Annotated in this window: 23 protein-coding genes and 1 tRNA gene; 9 read left to right on the top strand and 15 right to left on the bottom strand. The window is 70.1% G+C overall.

Annotated features, from left to right (window positions below; genetic code table 11):
- Positions 1 to 71: 71 nt before the first annotated feature.
- The 8 genes from OG741_RS19875 to OG741_RS19910 form a co-directional block, all read right to left on the bottom strand.
- Positions 72 to 1,718 carry a long-chain fatty acid--CoA ligase gene (locus OG741_RS19875; RefSeq protein ID WP_405599709.1) on the bottom strand — a complete coding sequence of 549 codons (1,647 nt, stop codon included), beginning with the start codon at positions 1,716 to 1,718 and terminating at the stop codon, positions 72 to 74.
- Positions 1,719 to 1,957: 239 nt separating this feature from the next.
- The gene (locus tag OG741_RS19880) at positions 1,958 to 2,530 is read right to left on the bottom strand and encodes a SigE family RNA polymerase sigma factor (RefSeq protein WP_266480768.1); all 573 of its coding nucleotides are present in this window, start codon (positions 2,528 to 2,530) and stop codon (positions 1,958 to 1,960) included.
- A gap of 211 nt (positions 2,531 to 2,741) precedes the next feature.
- Positions 2,742 to 3,908, bottom strand: a complete 1,167-nt coding sequence (locus OG741_RS19885) for a lipid-transfer protein (RefSeq protein WP_405599711.1) — start codon at positions 3,906 to 3,908, stop codon at positions 2,742 to 2,744.
- Positions 3,905 to 4,306 (bottom strand): MaoC family dehydratase, encoded by a 402-nt coding sequence (locus OG741_RS19890; protein ID WP_405599713.1) that lies wholly within the window; start codon positions 4,304 to 4,306, stop codon positions 3,905 to 3,907. The genes OG741_RS19885 and OG741_RS19890 overlap by 4 nt, the downstream gene beginning before the upstream one ends.
- Positions 4,293 to 5,366, bottom strand: coding sequence for an acyl-CoA dehydrogenase family protein (locus tag OG741_RS19895; RefSeq protein ID WP_405599715.1), 1,074 nt, complete (start codon positions 5,364 to 5,366; stop codon positions 4,293 to 4,295). Before OG741_RS19895 ends, OG741_RS19890 begins: the two co-directional genes overlap by 14 nt.
- Positions 5,366 to 6,271 carry a bifunctional MaoC family dehydratase N-terminal/OB-fold nucleic acid binding domain-containing protein gene (locus OG741_RS19900; protein WP_405599717.1) on the bottom strand — a complete coding sequence of 302 codons (906 nt, stop codon included), beginning with the start codon at positions 6,269 to 6,271 and terminating at the stop codon, positions 5,366 to 5,368. Before OG741_RS19900 ends, OG741_RS19895 begins: the two co-directional genes overlap by 1 nt.
- Positions 6,268 to 7,458 (bottom strand): acyl-CoA dehydrogenase family protein, encoded by a 1,191-nt coding sequence (locus OG741_RS19905; protein ID WP_405599720.1) that lies wholly within the window; start codon positions 7,456 to 7,458, stop codon positions 6,268 to 6,270. Before OG741_RS19905 ends, OG741_RS19900 begins: the two co-directional genes overlap by 4 nt.
- 214 nt (positions 7,459 to 7,672) lie before the next feature.
- Positions 7,673 to 7,981: a hypothetical protein gene (locus OG741_RS19910; protein WP_405599722.1), complete on the bottom strand. Its 309-nt coding sequence runs from the start codon at positions 7,979 to 7,981 to the stop codon at positions 7,673 to 7,675.
- Between the two features lie 354 nt (positions 7,982 to 8,335).
- On the opposite strand from OG741_RS19910, the gene OG741_RS19915 reads away from it, so the two are divergent.
- Complete coding sequence (locus tag OG741_RS19915) at positions 8,336 to 9,211, top strand: bifunctional DNA primase/polymerase (RefSeq protein WP_405599724.1); 876 nt, start codon at positions 8,336 to 8,338, stop codon at positions 9,209 to 9,211.
- A 213-nt stretch (positions 9,212 to 9,424) separates the two neighbouring features.
- On the top strand, positions 9,425 to 10,231 hold the full coding sequence (locus OG741_RS19920) for an MBL fold metallo-hydrolase (RefSeq protein ID WP_405599726.1): 807 nt from the start codon (positions 9,425 to 9,427) through the stop codon (positions 10,229 to 10,231).
- Between the two features lie 110 nt (positions 10,232 to 10,341).
- Here OG741_RS19920 and OG741_RS19925 read toward each other — a convergent pair whose 3' ends face one another.
- The 3 genes from OG741_RS19925 to OG741_RS19935 all read right to left on the bottom strand — a co-directional run bounded on the left by OG741_RS19925 (position 10,342) and on the right by OG741_RS19935 (position 12,460).
- On the bottom strand, positions 10,342 to 10,662 hold the full coding sequence (locus OG741_RS19925; RefSeq protein ID WP_361901871.1) for a carboxymuconolactone decarboxylase family protein: 321 nt from the start codon (positions 10,660 to 10,662) through the stop codon (positions 10,342 to 10,344).
- Positions 10,663 to 10,998: 336 nt separating this feature from the next.
- Positions 10,999 to 11,511, bottom strand: a complete 513-nt coding sequence (locus OG741_RS19930; RefSeq protein ID WP_405605663.1) for a hypothetical protein — start codon at positions 11,509 to 11,511, stop codon at positions 10,999 to 11,001.
- Positions 11,512 to 11,983: 472 nt separating this feature from the next.
- A complete protein-coding gene (locus OG741_RS19935) occupies positions 11,984 to 12,460 on the bottom strand; it encodes a hypothetical protein (RefSeq protein ID WP_405599728.1) in 477 nt (158 codons plus the stop codon).
- 296 nt (positions 12,461 to 12,756) lie between these two features.
- On the opposite strand from OG741_RS19935, the gene OG741_RS19940 reads away from it, so the two are divergent.
- From OG741_RS19940 to OG741_RS19955, 4 genes are all read left to right on the top strand, one after another.
- Entirely contained in the window at positions 12,757 to 12,903 is a 147-nt protein-coding gene (locus OG741_RS19940; protein WP_405599731.1) for a hypothetical protein, read from the top strand.
- A gap of 489 nt (positions 12,904 to 13,392) precedes the next feature.
- On the top strand, positions 13,393 to 14,151 hold the full coding sequence (locus OG741_RS19945; RefSeq protein WP_405599734.1) for a hypothetical protein: 759 nt from the start codon (positions 13,393 to 13,395) through the stop codon (positions 14,149 to 14,151).
- Positions 14,148 to 14,537, top strand: a complete 390-nt coding sequence (locus OG741_RS19950; protein WP_405599736.1) for a GntR family transcriptional regulator — start codon at positions 14,148 to 14,150, stop codon at positions 14,535 to 14,537. Before OG741_RS19945 ends, OG741_RS19950 begins: the two co-directional genes overlap by 4 nt.
- A gap of 86 nt (positions 14,538 to 14,623) precedes the next feature.
- Positions 14,624 to 15,601 carry a hypothetical protein gene (locus tag OG741_RS19955; protein ID WP_405599739.1) on the top strand — a complete coding sequence of 326 codons (978 nt, stop codon included), beginning with the start codon at positions 14,624 to 14,626 and terminating at the stop codon, positions 15,599 to 15,601.
- Between the two features lie 104 nt (positions 15,602 to 15,705).
- Here the strand turns inward: OG741_RS19955 and OG741_RS19960 are convergent.
- A tRNA-Ser gene (locus tag OG741_RS19960) sits at positions 15,706 to 15,792 on the bottom strand.
- A 96-nt stretch (positions 15,793 to 15,888) separates the two neighbouring features.
- A complete protein-coding gene (locus OG741_RS19965; RefSeq protein WP_405599741.1) occupies positions 15,889 to 17,448 on the bottom strand; it encodes a S1C family serine protease in 1,560 nt (519 codons plus the stop codon).
- Between the two features lie 242 nt (positions 17,449 to 17,690).
- Between OG741_RS19965 and OG741_RS19970 the strand changes: the two genes are divergently transcribed.
- The 3 genes from OG741_RS19970 to OG741_RS19980 all read left to right on the top strand — a co-directional run bounded on the left by OG741_RS19970 (position 17,691) and on the right by OG741_RS19980 (position 20,315).
- Positions 17,691 to 18,497, top strand: a complete 807-nt coding sequence (locus tag OG741_RS19970; RefSeq protein ID WP_266480742.1) for a glycerophosphodiester phosphodiesterase — start codon at positions 17,691 to 17,693, stop codon at positions 18,495 to 18,497.
- A gap of 89 nt (positions 18,498 to 18,586) precedes the next feature.
- The gene (locus tag OG741_RS19975) at positions 18,587 to 19,150 is read left to right on the top strand and encodes an ATP-binding protein (RefSeq protein WP_405605665.1); all 564 of its coding nucleotides are present in this window, start codon (positions 18,587 to 18,589) and stop codon (positions 19,148 to 19,150) included.
- A 196-nt stretch (positions 19,151 to 19,346) separates the two neighbouring features.
- Complete coding sequence (locus OG741_RS19980; RefSeq protein WP_405599744.1) at positions 19,347 to 20,315, top strand: DUF5926 family protein; 969 nt, start codon at positions 19,347 to 19,349, stop codon at positions 20,313 to 20,315.
- Positions 20,316 to 20,509: 194 nt separating this feature from the next.
- Here the strand turns inward: OG741_RS19980 and OG741_RS19985 are convergent, their stop codons facing one another.
- Positions 20,510 to 21,112 carry a hypothetical protein gene (locus tag OG741_RS19985; RefSeq protein WP_405599746.1) on the bottom strand — a complete coding sequence of 201 codons (603 nt, stop codon included), beginning with the start codon at positions 21,110 to 21,112 and terminating at the stop codon, positions 20,510 to 20,512.
- A 204-nt stretch (positions 21,113 to 21,316) separates the two neighbouring features.
- The gene (locus OG741_RS19990; RefSeq protein WP_405599749.1) at positions 21,317 to 22,000 is read right to left on the bottom strand and encodes a bifunctional DNA primase/polymerase; all 684 of its coding nucleotides are present in this window, start codon (positions 21,998 to 22,000) and stop codon (positions 21,317 to 21,319) included.
- Positions 22,001 to 22,256: the final 256 nt, after the last annotated feature.

Consider the following 22,256-nt stretch of genomic DNA (forward strand, 5'->3'; position numbering starts at 1 on the left):
CACGAAAGGGGCGGCGGTTGTGGCCGCCGCCCCTTTCGTACGTCAACTACAGTTCCCGCGGCTCCGCCCGGCTACAGCTGGGTGACGTCCAGCTCGCCGTCCGCGTACTGCTTGCGGATCACCTTCTTGTCGAACTTGCCGACGCTCGTCTTCGGAACGGCCGGGATCACCGCCCAGCGCTCCGGCACCTGCCACTTCGCGACCTTCTCGGCGAGGAAGGCCTTCAGCGACTCGTAGTCCGCGTTCGAACCCTCCTTGAGCACCACGGTCGCCAGCGGCCGCTCGCCCCACTTGGCGTCCGGGACCGCGACCACGGCCGCCTCGGCGACCTCCGGGTGTGCCATCAGCGCGTTCTCCAGATCGACGCTGGAGATCCACTCGCCGCCGGACTTGATGACGTCCTTCGCCCGGTCGGTCAGCGTCAGGAAGCCGTCGGCGCTGATCACACCGACATCGCCGGTCTTCAGCCAGCCGTCCTCGCTGAACTTGTCCTCGGGCCTGAAGTCCTCGCCGCCCGCACCGCCGTAGTACGCGCCCGCGATCCAGGGGCCGCGCACCTCCAGCTCACCGGCCGACTCGCCGTCCCAGGCCAGGATCTCGCCGCCGGGACCGACCAGCCGCCCCTCGACACCCGCCGGGAAACGGCCCTGGGTGACGCGGTAGGGCCACTCCTCCTCCGCGCTGAGCCCGGCCGGAGGGTGAGCCATCGTGCCGAGCGGGGAGGTCTCCGTCATGCCCCAGGCGTGGCAGAGCCGCACACCCAGCTTGTCGTACGCCTCCATCAGGGACGGCGGGCAGGCCGCGCCGCCGATGGTGACCTGCTTCATGGAGCTGATGTCCCGCGGGTTGGCGGTGACCTCGGCGAGCAGACCCTGCCAGATGGTGGGGACGGCGGCGGCGTACGAGGGCTTCTCGCGCTCGATCATCTCGGCGAGCGGGGCGGGCTGGAGGAAACGGTCGGGCATCAGCATGTTGATGCCGGTCATGAACGTGGCGTGCGGCAGGCCCCAGGCGTTGACGTGGAACTGCGGGACCACGACGAGGGTCGTGTCCCGGTCCGTCAGCCCCATCGACTCGGTCATGTTGACCTGCATGGAGTGCAGGTAGATGGAACGGTGGGAGTAGACGACACCCTTGGGGTCGCCGGTGGTGCCGGAGGTGTAGCACATGGCGGCGGCGGTGCGCTCGTCCAGCTGCGGCCAGTCGTACGTGCTCGGGCGGCCGTCGATCAGCTCCTCGTACTCGTGCACCCGCGCCTGCGCGCCGTCGAGCAGCGAACGGTCCCCGGGACCGGAGACGACGATGTGCTCGATCGTCGGCAGGTGGGGCAGAAGCGGCGCGAGGAGCGGCAGCAGGGAGCCGTTGGCGATGACAACCCGGTCGGCCGCGTGGTTGACGATCCACACCAGCTGCTCCGTGGGCAGGCGGAGGTTCAGGGTGTGCAGTACGGCGCCCATGGAGGGAATCGCGAAGTACGCCTCGACATGCTCCGCGTTGTTCCACATCAGGGTGGCGACGCGCTGGTCGCCGTCGATACCGAGCTCGTCGCGCAAGGCGTTGGCCAGGCGGCTCGCCCGCTCGCCGACCTCCGCGAAGCTGCGGCGCTGCGGCTCGGCCTCTCCTGTCCAGGTGGTGATCTGTGACTTTCCGTGGATCGTCATCCCATGCTGAAGGATGCGGCTCACAGTCAGCGGTACGTCCTGCATGGTGCTCAGCACGGCGTCCTCCCGGTGGGCGCTAGCGCTACGTGGCAGTAAGGGTGGGAAGATTCTGCTCACATACCGCGTGGTATGTCACTACCCGGAGGCAATCAATCGGCGCCGGAAGATCAGTCCGGAAACAGCAGGGCCTGCGGAAACAGGTGAGACGGGAGGGGTGCGGGAGCGGCCGGGAAGGGGTGCTGGAGACGGGTCGGTCCGTGGGGCGGGGCCTGGCCGGGGGGCTTGGCCGGGGCCGGTCAGCGGACGGGCGCCAGCTCCGGGTCCTCGCGGAGCTTGCCGAGCGCCCGCGACACCGCGCTCTTGACCGTGCCGACGGAAACCCCGAGCACCTCGGCCGTCTGGGCCTCGCTGAGATCCTCGTAGTACCGCAGCACCACCATCGCCCGCTGCCGGTCGGGCAGCTTCATCACCGCGCGCCACATCGCGTCGTGCAGCACCTGCTGCTCGGCGGGATCGGGCGTGGGCACGGTCTCGGGCTCGGGCAGCTCGTCGCATGCGAACTCGTCGACCTTGCGCTTGCGCCACTGCGAGGTGCGGGTGTTGAGCAGTGCGCGGCGCACATAGCCGTCGAGCGCCCGGTGGTCCTCGATCCGCTCCCACGCGACATATGTCTTCGTGAGCGCGGTCTGCAGCAGGTCCTCGGCGTCGCTCGGGTTCGCGGTGAGCGAGCGGGCTGTTCGCAGCAGCACGGGCCCCCGCGCCCGTACGTACGACGAAAACGATGAGTAGGTCGCATAGCGCGCGTTCGGCGTGTACGAGGCCGCCGGTGCGGCGGCCTTCGAAGCGCTTGTGCAGACTGGCGTGGTCATAGGTCCACGCTAGGAGCGGGCACTACCGTCGCGGATCGGCCCCAGGTCCCGAAGCGGTGTCCGCCTCAGGTTGTACGGGTGGCACTGCCCCCACCTCCTGAAGGTGGAGGCCCACCCTGACGGTGGGATGCGGGCAGCTGCTGCTTCGCCTCGGTCCGTAAGCCGCCGTAGGCCGCGTAAGCCGCCCCTCCCGCCGCCCCTCCGCCGTCCGTCAGCCGTCCGCCCCCAGGACGAGCCCGGATGTGGGCACGCCGGTGCCCGCGGTGACCAACACCCTGGACGCGCCCGGTATCTGGTTCACCGAAGTGCCGCGCAGCTGTCTGACCGCCTCCGCGATGCCGTTCATGCCGTGCAGATACGCCTCGCCGAGCTGCCCGCCATGGGTGTTGAGCGGCAGCGCGTCCGCGGCCACGAACTCCGCGGCCTCGCCCGGCTTGCAGAACCCGAACTCCTCCAACTGCATCAGAACAAACGGGGTGAAATGGTCATAGATGACGCCGACGTCGATATCGCCGGGGGCGAGTCCGGACGTCGCCCAGAGCTGCCGGGCCACCACACCCATCTCGGGCAGCCCGGTGAGATCCTCGCGAGAGAAGCTGGTCATCTGCTCCTGAGCCCGGCCCGCACCCTGCGCGGCCGCGACGACCACCGCCGGCGGCTGCCGCAGATCACGGGCCCGCTCGGCGCTGGTGACGACGATCGCCTGACCGCCGTCGGTCTCCTGGCAGCAGTCAAGGAGACGCAGCGGCTCGACGATCCAGCGCGAAGCGGCATGGTCGGCGAGCGTGATCGGCTTCCCGTAGAAGTACGCGGCGGGGTTGTTCGCCGCGTGACGGCGGTCGGTGACGGCGACATGGCCGAACGCGTCGGGCGTCAGCCCGTACGTATGCAGATAGCGCTGCGCGGCCATGGCCACCCAGGAGGCGGGGGTGAGCAGCCCGAAGGGAAGGTTCCAGCCGAGCGCCGTGCCTTCGGCGGACGGCTCGCGGTGCTGTACCCCGGAGCCGAAGCGCCGACCGGACCGTTCGTTGAACGCCCGGTAGCAGACGACGACTTCGGCGATCCCGGAGGCGACGGCGAGGGCCGCCTGCTGCACGGTGGCGCAGGCCGCGCCGCCTCCGTAGTGGATACGGGAGAAGAAAGACAGCTCGCCGATCCCCGCCGCCTGGGCAACGGTGATCTCCGGGCTGGTGTCCATGGTGAAGGTCACCAGGCCGTCGACGTCGGTGGGGGAGAGGCCGGCGTCGTCGAGTGCGGCAAGCACCGCCTCGACGGCCAGCTTCAGTTCGCTGCGGCCGGAGTCCTTGGAGAACTCGGTCGCCCCTATGCCCACGACGGCTGCCCTGCCACCGAGCGTGTCCCGTCTGCGGATGCTCATAGAGCGCCCTCCCGGCTCGGCTCGAGGCTCACGGTGACCGTGCCGGTGACGTGGTTGCCCATGCCGTTGGCGCCCACGACCCGCACCGCGGCGGTGCCGTCCTCGACGGAGGTGACTGTGCCGCTCAACACCATGGTGTCTCCCGGGTAGTTGGGGGCGCCGAGCCGGATGGCGACCTTGCGGAGCACGGCACGCTCCCCGAGACAGTCGGTGATGTACCGCCCGACCAGGCCGTTGGTCGTCAGGATGTTCATGAAGATGTCCGGGGATCCCCTCTCCTTCGCGAGCTCCGTGTCGTGATGCACGTCCTGGTAGTCGCGCGAGGCCACGGCTCCGGCGACGATCAGGGTGCGGGTGATGGGGATGGTGAGCGGCGGGAGTTCGTCACCGGCTTTCACGTACGGGCTCCTTTGTGAGTACGGGGTCCGGTGCGGTTGCGGGCTCCTGTGCGAGCAACTGGCCCAGTTCGGCGAGGAGTTCCGGACCGCAGCCGAGGTAGGCGTCCAGCTGGCGGCCCCACAGGAAGTGCCGGTGGACCGGATGGTCCAGGTCGGCACCGGTCCCGCCGTGCAGATGCTGCCCGGCGTGGACGACGCGCCGGCCGGCCTCGGAGGCCCACCAGGCGGCGGTCAGCACTTCGGCGGCCGCGTCGAGCCCCTCGTCCAGCCTCCAGGCGGCCTCGTAGGCCGTGACCCGTATCGCCTCGGTGTCCATGTACGCGTCGGCGGCGCGCAGCAGCACGCCCTGGTTGGTGGAGAGCGGACGCCCGAACTGCTCACGGGCCGAGGTGTGTTCGACGGCCCGGGCGAGCGAGCCCGCGCACACCCCGGCCTGCAGTCCCGCGAACGCGGTACGGCCCAGAGCGAGCACGGACTCGTACGCACCGGCCCCGCCCAGCCGCTCGCCCGGGGTGCCGGACAGCACGAGCCGTCCCGCCGACCAGGGCGCCGTGGTCTCCACATCCGTCACCTCCGCATCCGCGGTCCGTACGAACCACAGCCCGCGGTCGGCGTCCGGCACCAGCACATGCGTGGCGTCCCGCAGCCAGGGAACCAGCGGCACCGAGCCGGTCAGCCGGTCCGGCGCCAGAACCTGTACTCCTCCGCGTGCCGGGAACGCCCCGGTCGCCACCGCCGTGCCCTCGCCCAGCGCGGGCAGCAGCCGGGCCCGCTGCTCGTCCGTGCCGTGCCCGGCCACCGCCAGCACTCCGTAGACGCAGGTCGCGGCGAACGGCACCTGAGCGGTGGTCCGTCCCTGCTCCTCCAGAAGCAGCACCAGACCGAGCAGACCTATGTCCTCGGCGGCCCCCGGAAGGCCCGCCGCGCACAGCGCCTTCCACAATTCCGCGTCCGTACCGGTCCCGGCGGCGACCAGCCGCTCATGCGTGGAGAGATCACCGAATATCCGCGCCGCCAGGTCCCGGGCGGCCGTCTGCTCCTGCGTGGGTGTGAAGTCCATCAGCCCGCACCCCCTTGAGCACCACTGAAGACCGGCAGCTCCAACTCCTCGTCCACCCGCAGGAATTCGAGCCGTACCGGCATCCCGATCCGCACCTTGTCGTACGGCACCCCGACCACATTGCTGACCATGCGGACGCCCTCGGCCAGCTCGATCAGCCCCACCGCGTACGGCGGGTCGAAGGCCGGGAAGGGCGGGTGGTGCATCACCACGTACGAGTAGACCGTCCCCGCGCCGCCCGCCTCGACGGTGTCCCATTGCGCCGAGCCGCACGCCCCGCATCCCGGCAGCCAGGGCAGGCGCAGCGTCCCGCACCCGCCGCACCGCTGGATGAGCAGTTTGCGTGCGGCCACCCCCTCCCAGAATCCGGCATTGTCCCGGTTGATCACCGGCCGTGGCCGTCTGGCCGTGGCAGCCTTCGGTTTCCGCCTGGCCGGTGCGTACTTGAGGATCCGGAAGCGATGCGTCCCGGCCGGTTCGCCGTCGGCCCTCACGTCCATCCGTGTCGTGACGAAGTGGCCCGCCCCCAGCTTCGTCGTCTTGAGCTCCGACACCGACTCGATCACCGCGTCGAAGGTGATCCGGTCCCCCGGCCTCAGCGGCCGCAGATACTCCTGCTCGCAGTCGGTCGCGACGACCGAGGTGTAGCCCGCGTCGTCGAGCAGTCCGAACAGCTCGTCGTGCACCGCCGACCGGTCCGTGTGCCCCGAGAGACCGCCCATCGTCCAGGCCTGCAGCATGGTCGGCGGCGCTATGGCGTCGGGCCCGCTGTAGGCGGGGTTGGTGTCCCCCATCGCCTCGCACCAGTGCCTGATCATCGGCTCGTTGACCAGGTCCTTGCCGACGCCCGAGGTGGTGGCCGCCCGCCCCTCGTACGCCTTCAACCGCTCATACAGGTCCGTCACCGCTTCCCCCTCCTCATGCCGAGTCGCATCGTCGCGACGATCTCCCGCTGCACCTCGCTCACCCCGCCCCCGAAGGTGTTGATCTGCGCTGCTCTGTTCATCCGCTCCAGCTCCCCCTCCCCCAGCGGACGCTCCCCGGCGCAGATGTCGAGCGATCCGGGCGATCCGGCCCGGATCAGCCCAACTTCCCCCGTAATTTCCTGACACATGCGATACGCCTCGACCGCGGATTCAGTTCCCGCGAACTTCACGCCACTCGCGTCGCCGGGGGCCGGCCGGCCCGCCCCCACATCCCCCACCAAACGCCAGTTGAGCAGGCGCGTTGCCGCGAGCCGGGCATGCACTTCGGCCGCTCGGAATTGGATCCAGGGCACGTCAATCCGGCGCTCGCCCGTCACTGGATCGGGTGTACGGGCCCGCTCCAGCACCGCCGCGTAGAAATCCTCGGCCTGCATTCCGATCGCCGCGAGCGCCACCCGCTCGTGGTTGAGCTGGTTGGTGATCAGTCCCCAGCCGCCGTTCTCCTCGCCGACGAGGTTCCCGGCGGGTACCCGTATCCCGTCGTAGTACGTCGACGTCGTGGCCAGGCCGCCCACCGTCTCGATCGGCGTCCACGAGAAGCCCGGCGCGTTGGTCGGGACCAGGATGATCGAGATGCCCTTGTGTTTGGGCGCCTGCGGGTCCGTACGGCAGGCGAGCCAGATCCAGTCGGCGTTCTGGGCGTTGCTGGTGAAGACCTTCTGTCCGTCGACGACCCAGGATTCGCCGTCCCGGACGGCACGCGTACGCAGCGAGGCAAGGTCCGTCCCGGCCTCCGGCTCGCTGTAGCCGATCGCGAAGACGAGGTCGCCGCTGAGGATGCGGGGCAGGAAGAAGGACCTCTGCTGTTCGGTGCCGTACTTCATCAGGGTCGGGCCGACGGTGTTCAGGGTCACCATGGAGACGGGCGCACCGGCGCGGTACGCCTCGTCGAAGAAGACGAACTGCTCGTCGGGGCCGCGCCCCTGGCCTCCGTACTCCACGGGCCAGCCGAGACCGAGCATCCCGTCCGCCCCGATGCGTCGCAGCAGCCGCCTGCGGCCCGGTTCGTCGGAGGCGGGCGGCGGTCCGTCCGGCATCAGTTCTCGGAAGTACGAGCGAAGTTCGGCGCGCAGCTGCTGCTGCCGCTCCGTCGGGGCGAGGTGCACGGCGGCCGCCTCCCGGGCGTACGGATCAGGGTTTCTGACTGTCCGTCAGATGCGTGTGCCCTGTCAAGGTCAGCCGCAGCCCCGGCCGGGCGAGCAGGGCCCGGGCGGCCGCTCGGGCGGATGCCTCCGTACGCACAACAGCCTGCGCGACGGCACCGAAGTACCGCCGCGCAGGCCGTCGTTCACCCCTTGGTCGAACCCCCCATCGGGCCGGTCACCACCACAATTCCGTGAAGTTCACCACCGCATGGGACTGGTCGATCGCCGTGAAGCCGGAGCCGCTCACGCTTGCGGTGTGGTTCTGGTTGGACGCTCCGGCTCCGTTCGCCACCTGGTGGGTGGTGGTCGAATTTCCCCAGTTGTCGCCGGCGACTCCGCTGCCGTTGACCGAGGCCACCGCCGCGTTAGATCCGTCGTCCGCGAAAGCGCCGTTGTCGGCCTGGGCGACACCCGAGAAGAGTGCGGCAGCCAGGGGCAGGGCAGCGACGGCGGCGAAACCGCGGGCGGTACGGATGCATGCCATGTCATTTCCTCCATGAACGGGAACAGCAGAACTCAGCAGAACTACAGCTTGACTACGGCTTGTTCCAGGGCAGTTGGCCGACCGCCCGGGATCGTGATCACGACGTCGCGAGATCAGAGTTGCCCACGGAATCCCAGGCGAACCACCCCGGACACCCCAATTCCCCCTCAAGCGTGAGGACATGTCGATAAACCCCCTTCACGCCCACAGAACCCCAGCTCAGGCCAGTCGCACCACGAAACCCGGGCAGGGCAAGGGAGGAAGCGGTTACGGCATATTTTTGGCCATTCCCCCCTGCGCTCGCCGCGGCGGTCCCCCCTTCCCTTCTTCGAACACCTGTACGAACATAGAGGCATGGCCACCACCGACCGGCAGAACGCCACCCTGGCCCTCGCCCACGCTCTCTCCGCCGCGGAGCGCGGGCTCCCCGTCATTCCCCTGTCCCCCAGCAAGCTCCCCGCCCTGCGCTCCCCCCACCGGGGCGAGGCCGAGCCGGTCCTGTGCCGCGGCGAATGCGGCCTCCCCGGCCACGGCGTCCACGACGCCACCACCGACCCCGCAGGCGTCCGCGCCCTCTTCGCCGCCGCCCCATGGGCCACCGGCTACGGCATCGCCTGCGGACGGCCGCCGCACCATCTGATCGGCATCGACCTCGACACCAAGACCGCGACCGACTCCCTCGCCGCGCTCCAGGACCTGGCCCTGCGCCACCTCTTCACCATCCCCGAGACGGTCACCGTCCTGACCCCGAGCGGCGGCCGCCACCTCTGGCTGACCGGCCCGCCCGACATCGTCGTCCCGAACTCCGCGAGCAGGCTCGCCCCCGGCATCGACGTACGCGGCGCCGGCGGCTATCTCGTCGGTCCCGGCTCGGTCAGCGCGCACGGCGCCTACCGCCTCGCCCCCGGCACGGCCGAGCTGTCCCCCGCGCCCTGCCCCCGCGCACTCCTTCGCCTCGTGACACCCCCCGCACGCCCCCACCACCCCACACAGTCCGGCCCGGCCCGCCCGGCGCAGGGCAACGGCCTGGTCCAGTTCGTCCTCGCCGCGCACGAGGGCCAGCGCAACACCCGGCTGTTCTGGGCGGCCTGCCGCGCCTACGAGAACGGCTTCGGCGACGAGCTCGCGGACGCCCTCACCGAGGCGGCGGTCCAGGCGGGCCTGACCGAACGGGAGGCCCGCGCGACGATCGCCTCGGCGGAACGGCTCACCTCGGGGCGCCGCTACTGAACAGGTCCCGTGAAGGGTCCCGCCACCACCCCACCGGGCTCCCGCGTGCGCCGGCGTACGCACGAGCACACCCTGGACACATGGGCACCGCGCGTCCGGAGTCCTGTCCGTAGTCCTGTCCGCCCGCGAGCAGGTCGCGGGCCTGATCGCGGCCGCGGTTCTCTGGACGGCCGCGAACCCGCACCGTCCCCGGCTGACTCACCCGGACTCGCCATGAACACACACAAGGCCGGAAGCGACAGCACCGTACTCAGCGACTGCCTCGAAGTGCCCGGAATCGGCTTCATCCCCGTCAACGCCTTCGTCCTGCACTCCAGCCAGCCCGTAGTCGTGGACACCGGCCTCTCGCTCCCCGACCGGGACTTCCTCAACACCCTCGGCTCCGTCATCGACCCCGCCGACGTCCGCTGGATCTGGCTCACCCACCCCGACCGCGACCACACCGGCGGCCTGTTCGACCTGCTCGCCGCGGCGCCCAAGGCACGTGTGGTGACCACCTTCATCGGCGCGGGCATCATGTCCACCGAGCGGCCCCTGCCCCTCGACCGCGTCTGCCTGGTCAACCCGGGCCAGACCCTGGACGTCGGCGATCGCACCCTCAGGGCGTTCCGGCCGCCGCTGTTCGACAACCCCGCCACCGTCGGCTTCTACGACGACCGCTCGGCGACCTGCTTCAGCTCCGACTGCTTCGGCGCACCCATGCCGAGCGCGGAACTGGCCGTCGCCGACGACGTCGGCGCCGTACCCGCCGGGGATCTGCGCGACGCCCAACTGCTGTGGGCCACGGTCGACAGCCCCTGGGTCCACGTGGTCGACAACGACACCTACCTCGCCACGGTCCAGCCCCTGCGCACCATGGCCCCCGAACTGGTCCTCTGCACCCACCTGCCGCCCGCGTCCGGACTGGCGGGGCCGATGCTCGACACCATCGAGGCCGCCCCGGGCGCGGACCCCTTCGTCGGCCCGGACCAGCAGGCGCTCGAGCAGATGCTCGCCGGCTTCGAACCGGCCCAGCCGTGATTCGAGGCGGGCTGGGACATGCGAACGGCCCGGACCGGCATCCTTGACCGGTCCGGGCCGATTCGTCTCGCACCCTGCGGTGGGTGCTCCAGACCTCGGGCTCTTTACGCTCAGCCTTGGGCCTCGGCGTCGGCGACGGCGATCGCGATGCCGAGTGCTTGGGCGATGTTGCCCGCTGCCGTCATGACACGGGCCGTACCCACGATGGGGGCGATGGCGACCAGTACGTCCTGCAGCTGGTCGGCGGTCATACCCGCCTGGAGGGCGGGGTCGATGTTGGCGAGGTAGGAGATCGGCGGAGCGTCCGATGCGGCGAGGGCCGCGATGCGGGTGAGCATGAACATGTCCGGGGTCAGCCCGCACCGCTCAACCGAGTCGACCGTCATCGCGGCGAGGGTGTCCAGTACCGGGGTTTCAGATGCTGTGGCCATGGCAGGGTCGTCTCCTGTTTGTGTCTTGACGAGGATCAACGGGCGGATGAAGGTGCTCCGCATCCCGGTGCAGCGTCTACTGCTCGACCGTAAGTCCGTTCCGCGCGGATTGCCTGTCGAGGGTGGCTCTGCGAGAAAAGGGGTTCTGGCACAGATCTGTGGAGCGGTCGCGGAGCGTCACCCAGTGCTGTGACCCGGGAACGTTCGCCAGGTTGGCGGTGGTGGGCAGCATCAACGCCCGCCGTCCCGACGCCCTCGCAGCCCAGCCATCGACCACGCTTGTCGGATCGGGAAGCCGCGGGAAGGGAGTAGCTGATGTCCATCACGCGTTGAGCGCTATGCCTGTACCCATGCCCGGTGCCGTTTTGCATAAGACCAGGTCACCGCGGTCATCAGGGCAGGGATGGCGAACAGCGGGGCGAAAGCGAGCCACCAGACGGTCAGTGCCGTATCGCTCGACATGTACGTCTGGCTTTCGACGGTGAAAGCGACCACGAGTTGCCACAGCGCCACCAGGACCAGGACACCCGAGGCGGTCCAGGCCAGCGTGGCGAGGGCCCGCCGGCGCAGCGGCTGCCACCGGTCGCTGACGAGCAGCAGCGGAAACAGAGCGGCTACCTCGGCAAGGACGGAGAGGCCGACGACGTACGCGATGCCCCATCCCGGGATGTCGAAGACGTCGCGCAGCACCTGGTCGCTGTAGCCCACATAGACACCGGAGGCCATGGCGATACGCCACAGACCGGACGGGACTGCGCAGAGGGCTATGGCGTGGGCGGCGCGGCGAGCCCAGACAGGCGCGGGTGCTAAGGCGGGGAGGGGAGCGTTGGCTGTCGTCATGACGTACATGCTGGCTTCGGACACGGCACCTTCACATCGTCCGCTACGGCGGACTGCCTCCCCCTGCGGGAGGACGTTGCGCCCGCCGAGGGAGGACCTGAAGAGGCCCCCAATCACCCGACAGGGTGGGTTGTCCAATCGTCCGGCGATCGTGTATCGCGACCACCCGGTGAACGTTCCTGGTCACAGCACTAGATGTTCGATTGTGAGGGGCTGGGTCGCGTGAGACCGCGTACACCTGGCCGTCTGGCAGCCGGGAATGACGCTGCGTCAGGTCCTTGGTCGTCTCTGCCGTCGTCGGCTGTGGACGGTGTTGGTGCTGGTCATGCAGGCCGATGCATCGTTCTGGGACGCGCTCGTGTTCGACGTGACACTCAGCAACGACTCCCCAAGATCTGTGCCGAGAAAGGACAGCACTTCGACAGCAGCGCGGGAGGCAGTTGAGCGCCGAGGCGAGCCGGGGGCCGAGGCCCTACCCGCATCACACGGCCGTGTCGTCCCCGGCGCGGCGCTGCGATGCGAGGGCCGCGGCGCCGGCGCATCCGGCGGCGGCCAGCACGGAGCCCAGCACGGCCGGGTTGACGTAGCGGGGAACGGACTCGGCGGCGTAGCTTCCGCCACCCTTCGTCTCGCAGACGAACCGGAGGGGCACGTAGTTCACGGTGTAGTCGACGACGCGCAGCGCCCGCTCCCACTGACCCGGTGTACGGCAGGGTCGAAGCGGTGACGAATCGGCACCGCCGTCCTCCGCGTCGAGGACCGCACCGGCGACATGGAGCAGGCCCCACGTATACAGGGCGGACGCGACGGCACCGAGAATCGCGGCAAGACTCCGGAGCCACACCTCGCGGCCGGCCCGCCGGTGGCCGGCCCGGCCCAGGGTGCCGAAGCCGTAGCCGACGAAGGCGAAGGCGGCGACGAGCCCGCCCGGGATGAACAGCAGGAGCAGCAACACCATCCGTCGAGTGCACCAGGGCAAGATCACGACGGCTGTGACGGAGCCCACAGTTCCGGCAACGGGAGAGTCACAGCATGCGGTGGTGCCGGGCGCTGCTGCCGGGAGACAGCGCGCACCTGCTCACTGCGGCGAGCGGCCCAGACACACGAAGGCGGCCGGGGATCACGTCGGGGCGTCCAGAGGAGGACACTGACCCTATGGCCCTACCCAGAACGCATCATTGCCCGGCCTGCTCGGACGATGCCTCGCCGCAGACAGTCCTTCACGAAGACCTCGTTGTCGGAGCACCGCTGTCCATGGAGGATCTCACCGACGAGCAGCGCCTCGACAGGTTCGCCCGCAAATACGCCCACGACGGCTGCGAGGTCAGGGAAGTCCGGCGCGTCCCACACGACGGCTTGAGCGGCTACGCCTGGTCCGTCCGCTTCGTCGAGAGTTCCTGAGCCCCGTCGGAACCAACGACCCGGCGCCGACCGGAGCGTCACGCCACAGCGGATGCGCAGCCGCCGCACCTCCCAGAGCGACAGCGCGGACACCGACGGCGCGCCGCCAAGCCGAGCAGGCAGGGATCACGACGGGAGGAGCGGCGACATCCGCGTCGTCGAAGAGCCCAAGACAGACAGGCCGAGGCTGTGGCTATGGGACTGGGCACGGCTCTGACCAGAGCGTTCAGATGATGACGGGTGGTCAACTGCGCCCTCCGACAGGTGTTCACGCGTGACCGGAGCCGAGTTTTGGCTCCGCGCGCCCCGTCACCCTGGCTGATCATGCTCGCGCCACCGGGGCCCCGCCGTCGCCGCCTGCGGCAGTCGCGGCGCCCCGCACATACGCGCCGACACTGCAGCCAAGCGTGTCAACCACTTGACACACTTCAGCCCTCCGGACGATTGTGTCAGATAGTTGATACACCTTGGGAGAGGGAAGGAGTCGGCATGTCTTTAGCCGCAGGAACGGAAGGCACGTGGCGGGCAGGACTCGCTACCCCCGTGCGCTGGGCCGGTGCGGCGACCGGTCTGGCTGTCAACGCGCTGGTCTCCTACAGCCCCGAGCCTGACGTGGACCTGCTGTACGGATTCCCCGTGTTCGGCCTGTGCGCCATGGCCGGGGCGTTCACGGCAGATGTGATCGCGCGCCCGAGTCCTGGCCGACTACGAGTGGCCGAGGTGACTCCGCGCCGGATCCGGGACCAACTGCCCCGCATCCTGACTGCCGCACTGGCCACCCAGGCTGTTGTGTTGCTGATCCTCCTGATCGTTGCCGCCACAACTGCCTCGGCGGACGCCGACGGTCGTTCAGGGCACGCTCTGTCCGTCACGTGCCCGGCGGGCACCCATCTGCTCTCGCCCTGGCCCGGCCTCTACTACGCCTGGCCGGCCCTCGGCGGTCTCGTCCTCGGTACCGTTGCCTGCGCACTGTTCCTGCGCCGCGTTACCGCGCGCTCCGGGAGCGACGATCAACGCCGCACGAGCATCCGGGCGGCAGTCGGCGCATGGGGAGTGCTGGTGAGCGCCCCTCTTTTCGCTGTCTCGTCGACGATGGGCGTCGCGGCGCTGAGCTCGCCCTGCTCGGGAGGGATGATGCAGGTGGCCTCGTGGGGGCTGATCGCCACGGCCGTCACCTCTGCACTGACGGCGGGTCACTGCCTGTGCGTCCTGTTGCTGCCGCGGGCCTACGACAAGGAACGGCCATGACAACCAATGGCATCAGCATCAGGGTCAACCACGCTTCCCCCGTCCCCCCGTACGAGCAACTCCGCGCACAACTAGCCGATTTGATCTCCGTCGGCCGACTGCGCCAGGGGGAAAGACTGCCGTCCGTGCGCCAGTTCGCCTCCGACCTCGGGCTGGCCAACAACACCGTTGTGCGGGCATACCGCGAACTGGAGACCGCGGGCCTCGTCAAGAGCCGCCGAGGCTCTGGCACCCAGGTCGTCGCCCCGGCGGCCATCACCGACATCAAGGCGAAGCTCGCGGAACACGCAAGCAGTTACGCGGCTGCCGCCAAGCAGCTCAACGCCACCAACGAGGAAGTTCTTGCGGCAATCCGGCACGCTCTCGCAAGTCTCGATACACCGTGACCGGGCTCCTGAGGTGTCCGGCGGATCATGCCGGCGTGCCGAAATTCCATTGTCGGCTCCCGCGCCCGCGGACGTAGCCTCGGGGCGTGCTCCAACTCGTCCTTGCCGCATCCGTGTTCACTGTGGCCGCCGCCGTGTACGGGGCCATCGGCCTCGGGTGGCGGCGCCGGGCCCGGATCCGGCGCGAGATCCTCGGGCTGGTCGCCAACCTGGACCTCGAGCCGTACCACGCGGCCGCGATGGAGTCCCGGGCAACCGAGGCGGCTGCCGCCGAGCTGCTGCTCGGCGAGTACCTCGACATCGACGGGGAAGGGGCAGCGCTCCTGACCGAGGCGGGCCGCGCCCCCGGCCGGACGCCCGCCCATCCGCTGCCCGCCGCCCTGCTGGAGGCCGTGCGCCGGCACGATCCCGAGCCGGTGTCGATCGGCTGGATCGACTGGTGCGACGAGGAGTACGTGGCGCGGCGCCACGCGTACCGGAGCGAGCGGGACGCCCTGCTGCCCGAGATTCCGCGCATGCCGGACGGCGAGGGGCGGCAGCTGCTGGCCTGCTGCGCCTGCATGGGCGTCACCCTCCTGCTGAGTTTCTGGTGCCTGGCGGGCGTGCTGCTGGTGATGGCGCGCCCGCACGGCGTCCTGGAATGGGCCGCCGCCGCGGCGGCCACCGCGGGCCTGGCGGCGCTCTGGTTCGCCGACGATGCCCACCAGGCGGTCCGCGCCCGCACGGCATGCGAGGACCCGCTGGGGGAGCGGATCCGCGCAGAGTCGCATCCGTCCCTCGCGGCGCTGGACGAGCAGCAGCGGTTCCACGTCCTCAGGAGCATCGGCGACCACAGCAGGTGGCGGGGCACCGACCGCGAACTGCGCGAGGACGGTGACGAGGACGACGACTGGATGGACGACGACTGGTGGGCGGACGCGTACCACTACCGGGCCACCGACCACGAGGAAGAGCCCGACGACGAACTCGACGGCGACGCCCGAGACACGCCCCCTGGGACTTGTACGTCCGATCAGGCGACTGCCTCGTGCCCCGGTCGTTGCTCCGGGCACGGGGCGGGGTGATCTCGCCTTGACGGTGCACCTGAACGCAGCTTGGCCACACCCGCAGAAGGGGTGCCTCTCATCGAGAGGCACCCCTTCTGACCAGCGTCTACGCTGACCTGCTGCGGTGGGTGTGGGATTTGAACCCACGGTGACATCGCTGCCACGACGGTTTTCAAGACCGTTCCCTTAGGCCGCTCGGGCAACCCACCCACGCCCCGGCCACCTGCGGCGGAGCGGGCTACAGACTACCGGCCCCGCGTCGTGCGTCGCAGCAGTGTTCTCCCGTACCGAAGGAGCGCCGTCGGTCAGCTGTCGCCCGTGCGCTTGCCCAGGACGACCTCCGCCGTGTGTTCCTTGCCGTCGCGCTCGTACGTGAGCGTCACCTTGTCGCCCGGCTTGTGGTTCCAGATTTCGCTGATCAGCGTCGGGCCGCTCTCCACCGGCTTGCCGTTGAACTGGGTGATGACGTCGCCCGCCTTGAGGCCCGCCTTCGCCGCCGGGCCGTTCGGGGACACCGCTGGGGTGCCGCCCGTGCCCTGGGTGGCGATCTTGGCGCCGGAGTTCTTGCCCGACATGTCGACCGTGGCACCGATCACCGGGTAGACCGGCTTGCCCGTCTTGATCAGCTGTACCGCGACGTTCTTCGCCTGGTTGATCGGGATGGCGAAGCCGAGGCCGATCGAGCCCGCCTGCGTCTGGCCGAGGCCGCTGCCCGCCGACTGGATCGCGGAGTTGATGCCGATGACCGCGCCGCGTGCATCGAGCAGCGGGCCGCCGGAGTTGCCCGGGTTGATCGAGGCGTCGGTCTGGAGGGCGCTCATGTACGAGTTCTTGCCGCTGGAGCCGTCGCCGGAGGCGACCGGGCGGTTCTTCGCGCTGATGATGCCGGTGGTGACGGTGTTCGACAGGCCGAAGGGAGCGCCGATCGCGATGGTGGAGTCGCCGACGGCGACCTGCTCGGAGTTGCCGAGGGCCAGCGGGTTCAGCCCCGATGGCGCGTTCTTCAGCTTCAGTACGGCGACGTCGTAACCCTGTGCCCGGCCGATCACTTCGGCGTCGTACTTCTTGCCGTTGGAGAAGGTCGCGGACAGCGTGCCGCCGTCGGCCGCGGAGGCCACCACGTGGTTGTTGGTGAGGATGTGGCCTTCCTTGTCGTAGACGAAGCCGGTGCCCGTGCCGCCCTCGGTCTCACCGCTCTCGCCGACGTCGGCGCCGCCCGCCTTCGCCTCGATGGTGACCACGCTCGGCAGCGCCTTGGCCGCGACCGCGGCGACCGTGCCCGGCTCGCGCTTGAAGTCCTTGGGGGTGTCGGCCGCGGAGACCGTGGTCGAGTCGATGCCGTCGTCGTTGTGCTCGGCGGCCCAGTAGCCGATGCCGCCGCCGACGCCGCCCGCGACGAGCGCGGCCACGAGCACCGCGGCGACCAGGCCGCCGGAACGCTTGCGCGGGGGCTCCGAGACCTGGGCGGGTGCTCCCCAGACCGGGCCGCCGCCGCTGTCGCCGCTCCCGTGGGAGCCGCCCCCATGGGAGCCGCCCCCGTAGGAGCCGCTCCCGTACGAGGGGAGTGCGGGCGGGGGCGGCGGCCAGTCGGCTCCCTGCGGGTGGCCGCCGGCCGCCGCGGCGGCAGGTACGGGACCGGGCAGCGGCGCGGTGGTTGGCTCGGGCTGGGGGGAGTGCCCGGGCTCCTGGACCGCGGCCGCTGCCGGCTCGATGGTTCGGGTGGCCCCGTTCGTGTGAGGCGCCCGGTCCGCCCCGGCTCCCTCGGTGGACGCGGGCATGCCCGCGGGAGCAGCGGCCGGCACAGGAGGTACGGACGGGGCGGCCGGTACCGCAGTGCCCTCGTTGCCCTCGTTCTCGGTGCTCACAGCTGTTTCTCCTCAGGTTCCACGTCGGCGCTATGCAAGTGTCTGCGGACAGCTTTTCCCACAGCCCGTCAGGCCACTGTAAGCGGGACCTGTGCGTATCTACGCAATCCTTTACGTCCGGCAAAACGGACGCATCTCCAGGGCCGCCGGACAGATACCGCCCGCCCTTCGGACGGACCTGCGAGTGACACATGACGGCCCCCGGCACCCGCCTACCCCGTTTGCGGTGACACCATGACGCGGTGACTCAAGCACGACAGCACAACATCCAGGTCGTCGCCCACCGAGGCGCCTCCGAGGACGCGCCCGAGCACACCCTCGCCGCGTACAAGAAGGCGATCGAGGACGGCGCGGACGCCCTCGAGTGCGATGTACGGCTCACCGCGGACGGCCATCTCGTCTGTGTCCACGACCGGCGCATCAACCGCACGTCCAACGGCCGGGGCGCCGTCTCCGCCCTGGAGCTCGCGGATCTCGCCGCCCTCGATTTCGGGTCCTGGAAGGACAGCGAGGAGAGCCCCGACTGGGGAGACCCGTCCTTCACGTCCGTACTGACCCTGGAGCGGCTGCTGGAGCTGGTGGCCGACTCCGGGCGGCGCATCGAGCTGGCGATCGAGACCAAGCACCCCACCCGCTGGGCGGGCCAGGTGGAGGAGCGGCTGATCCAGTTGCTCGGCCGCTTCGGGCTGGCCGATCCGGCCACGGCCGACGACTCCCCCGTACGGATCATGAGCTTCTCGGCCCGCTCACTGCACCGGGTCTCCGCGGCCAGCCCCAACCTGCCCACCGTCTATCTGATGCAGTTCGTGACCCCGCGGCTGCGCGACGGACGGCTGCCGGCCGGCGCGCGGATCGCGGGACCGGGGATGCGGATCGTACGCAACCACCCCGGCTATATCGACCGGCTGCACCGCGCGGGCCATCGTGTCCATGTCTGGACGGTCAATGAGCCGGAGGACGTGGAGCTTTGTGCCCGGCTGGGCGTCGAGGCAATCATCACCAATCGCCCCAAACAGGTGCTGTCCCAGTTGGGTCGTCGCTCACTCTGATGACAGGGAGTGCACCGGCGCGTTCGGTCCGTATTCGATCGTTACGAGTGCGTCACTGACCTGCCGTTGGCCGGTTTCCGGTCCAGTCCATTGGGGCATTCACACCGTGGCGTGGGGCAAAGGAGGTCTCGGGGGTGGCGTTGGTGGTGGCACAGGAGGTGCCCACGTCGTCGAGCATGGCCGTACCCCATGGCCCTGCGGGCGTGGGTGAGGCGAGACACCGTATGCGGGAGCAATTGCGACGCAGCGGGATGTCCGAAACGGTCGTCGACGATGCAGTTCTTATCCTTTCCGAGCTTCTCAGCAACGCATGCCGTCATGGCAGGCCGCTGGGCCACGCCGAGGTGGGCGACGGCGACATCCGCGCAGCATGGCGGGTCGACGCGATAGGCCGGCTCACCGTGGAAGTGACGGACGGAGGCGGTCCGACCCGGCCGGTTCCGGCCACGCCTTCGGTCACGGCGCGTGGTGGCCGGGGGCTCAACATCATCAGCGCGCTCGCCCAGGACTGGGGTGTCCGGGACAGCGCGGCCGGTGAGGTCACCGTGTGGGTCATCGTTACCGAAGGGCGCCGCCGCGAGGATTTCGCTACGCGCGTCGCCGGCCCCGGCCCCGGCTTCAACTTCGCGGACTCGTACGACGACCTCGACTGAAGCCGCGACCGAAGCCCGGCCGAAGCGGAGAGCGGGGCGGAGGAGCGGAACGGGGAGCGGGATACGGGGAGCGGAACCGGCACCACCGGTTCGGCGCACCAGGCCGCGCTTGTGAGCCGCTGCTCCCCCGTCACGGCGACAGAGGACTAGGCTCGCGCCCGACACAGCACCACCGCAGTCGGGAGAGAGCCACACCATGGCGAAGAAGCGCCCCCAGACGAAGGCCGCCAAGCCCCAGATCGAAAGCGGGGAGATTCCGGTCGTCGGGGCCCGCGAGCCCTGCCCGTGCGGATCGGGCCGCCGCTACAAGGCCTGTCACGGCCGGGCCGCCGCGCACGCCGTGACCGAGCTGGTCCAGCGTCCCTTCGAGGGCCTGCCCGGCGAGTGCGATTGGGTAGCCCTGCGCGAACTGGTGCCCGCCGCCACCGTTGAGCTGACCCTGAAGGGCGGACTGCCCGAGGGCGTGCCCTCGGTGACCCTCGCGACCGTACTGCCGATGGCCTGGCCCGCGCTGCGCCGCGACGACGGCTCCGTGCTGCTCGGCCTGCAGAACGACACGTCGTCGGGCGATCTGAGCCGCGATCTGGCCGATACGCTCCGGCGTGCGCTGAGCGCCGAGCCCGGCACTCCGGTCGCCGCCGAGCGGGTGCCCGCCGACGGCCCCCGCCTTCAGGACCTCCTCGACGAGAGCGCCGAATTCGAGCCGGTCGTCCACTCCGGCTTCGAGTTCTGGGTCCCGGACTCCGCGGAGAACGCCACCCCCGAGGTCGCCGCATCGCTGGAGCGCGCGAACGCCGCGGCGATCCCGACCGTGAAGCTCTCCGGCGTCGACGCCGCCTACTGGTGCGAGACCCCGGAGAAGAACCATCTGCGCTGGGTCATGCCGCACCCCGAGGAGCAGCTCCTCGACGCGCTCGCCCGGCTGCACGCCGCAGGCACCTCCTCCCTCGGCGAGGACACGCGGCTGGTCGGCTCCTTCCGCGCGCACGGCCTGATGGTCCCCGTCTGGGACCTGCCGAGCGGGATGGGCGCCGAGGAGTGCGAGAAGCCCGCGGCCGAGCTCGCCGAGCGGCTGGCAAAGGCTCTTCGGACGGACGCTCCGCTGACCGCCGAGGAGCGCCGGGCGCGCGGCGGGCTCACCAACCGCCAAGTCACCCTGAGCTGAGAGTGACGGTTTCTGTCGACCGATAGGTGACTCCAGTCACAACTCGCCCTACGGGCAAGTAAATCCCTGTCCGAATACCCGAGATCGAATTTGCGAACCGCCGATCTCTTGTTACCGTTCTAGAAGCCCGGTCGCTGGTGCATCCCCCGTCGCCAGCGACCGGGCGCTTCCATTTCCGCGGAATGGCTCATTCCTCAACGGCCAGCCGGAGTAGCCGAGTTGCTCCCGGATCGCAGCAGCAGCGGCCCTTCGCCCGCCTCGTCCGCAGTCGCGAACTCCGACACCGCCGAATACCGCGCAACAGGCCCTCGCGAGAGCTCACGGGGCGTCTCACAGACATCCGGTTCGTCGCCCGCCTCGACCACACAGTTGGTCTGCAAAGTGCGTCCGCCGGGCCCCATCAGAGTGAGTACGGAACTCAATTCCTCGCCCGTCGCATTGCGGTAGTAGGTACGCGCCCAGGTGTCGCGCCCCTCTCTCAGTACGCAGGTCTGTGCCTCGACGCCCTCGGGAGAGGTGAGTTCCGGCCCACATCGGGCCGATGTCTGCGGGGCAGTGGCCCCGGTCACACCGGAGGACTCGGCGGGGTCGGAGGCGGCTGCTCCGTCGCCCGGCCCTTCGGCGGAGCCGAGACCGGGCAGCAGGCCGGGCCGGGCATCGGTTTTCGGCTTCGCCTCGTCCAGGGGTGCAGCGCCGGATCCCGGCCAGATTCCGCCGCTCGGCCCGGCGAACGCGGCCAGCGGCAGCAGCGCGGTGAACACCACGACAGCGCAGAGCCCGATCATGCGGAGATTCATGGGTCCACCTGCCGACTGCGCGGGAAAATGTTGACGGTGGGCCGAAGATAGCGACGGAATGCGGGCGCCCGGGGCGCCGCGCGCCCAATTCCCATACAACTCGGGCCGGCTCCTACCCGTACGAGTGACGGAGCCGGCCCGGATCAGTGCACGTTGTGCACGTTGTCAGTGCACGTTGTCTTTACGCGCTGGCAGTACGCGCGGTCAGTACGCGAGGCGGCTGCCGCCGTCCGGTGCGCTGGTGCTCGCCTCGACCAGCGCGTCCACCACCGCCTCCACATCCGGCAGCCAGGGAGCCGCGGAGCCGGGCAGCGGCGCGCGTTCCCAGCGCACCTGTCCCGTCCCGGCCTCCGAAGGCGGCAGCACGAGATAGCCGCCCTCTCCGTGGAAGCGCAGCGAACTGGGCACGCAGTCCTTGACGAAGAGAAGTTCACCGAGCCGTTCGAGGGTGTACGGAGCCACAAGCAGCGACCAGCGGGTGGGCGTCGCCACAACCGGGCCGAGCCGCATGCCCATCCGGTCCAGCGCCGACAGGGCTCGCGCCCCGGCGACCGCCGGCAGGCTGACGGCGCAGGGCGCACGCCCTCCGGTGGCCAGCATGATCGGAGCGGTGGGCCGGTTGGTCCACCACCAGCGCACCATCCGCTCGTCCGTCGTCGCCGCGAGGATTCCGGGGTCGAAGGGGTGCGCGCCGGGTACGACGCACTCGGGGTCGGGGCAGGCGCAGCCGCGCCCGCGGTCACCGCGACTTCCGGCCGCTTTCAGTCCCACACCGGGGAGTACGGGCCATTGCCACCCGGCGGCGCAGATGAGCGCCGCGTCGAGCTGGACAGGCCCCCTCTTGCGCCGGAACCGGAGCCTGCGTCGCCTTCCGAGGATCTCGCGCATGAGCGCTCGTTCCTTTCCGTTGAACGCCGAGGTCCACCACATCACACCTTGTGTGCAGCTCTTCACTGTGCGTACAAGTCGGCGCATCGCCGCCCCTTGCCTGTGGCATGGGCGGCCCGCCGCTTCGCCTGCGGCAGGATCGCCGCCCGGGGCCGAACGTGGGCTGTAGTCCATTAAACGTGTGGCGAGGGGTGGCGCGCGCCTGGCGCTTGCAGTCCCGCTGAACTTTTCCCCGCCGCTCGGGGATGAGGCGCGG

The sequence above is a fragment of the Streptomyces sp. NBC_01410 genome (assembly GCF_045040195.1).
In the GTDB taxonomy this organism is placed as follows: domain Bacteria; phylum Actinomycetota; class Actinomycetes; order Streptomycetales; family Streptomycetaceae; genus Streptomyces.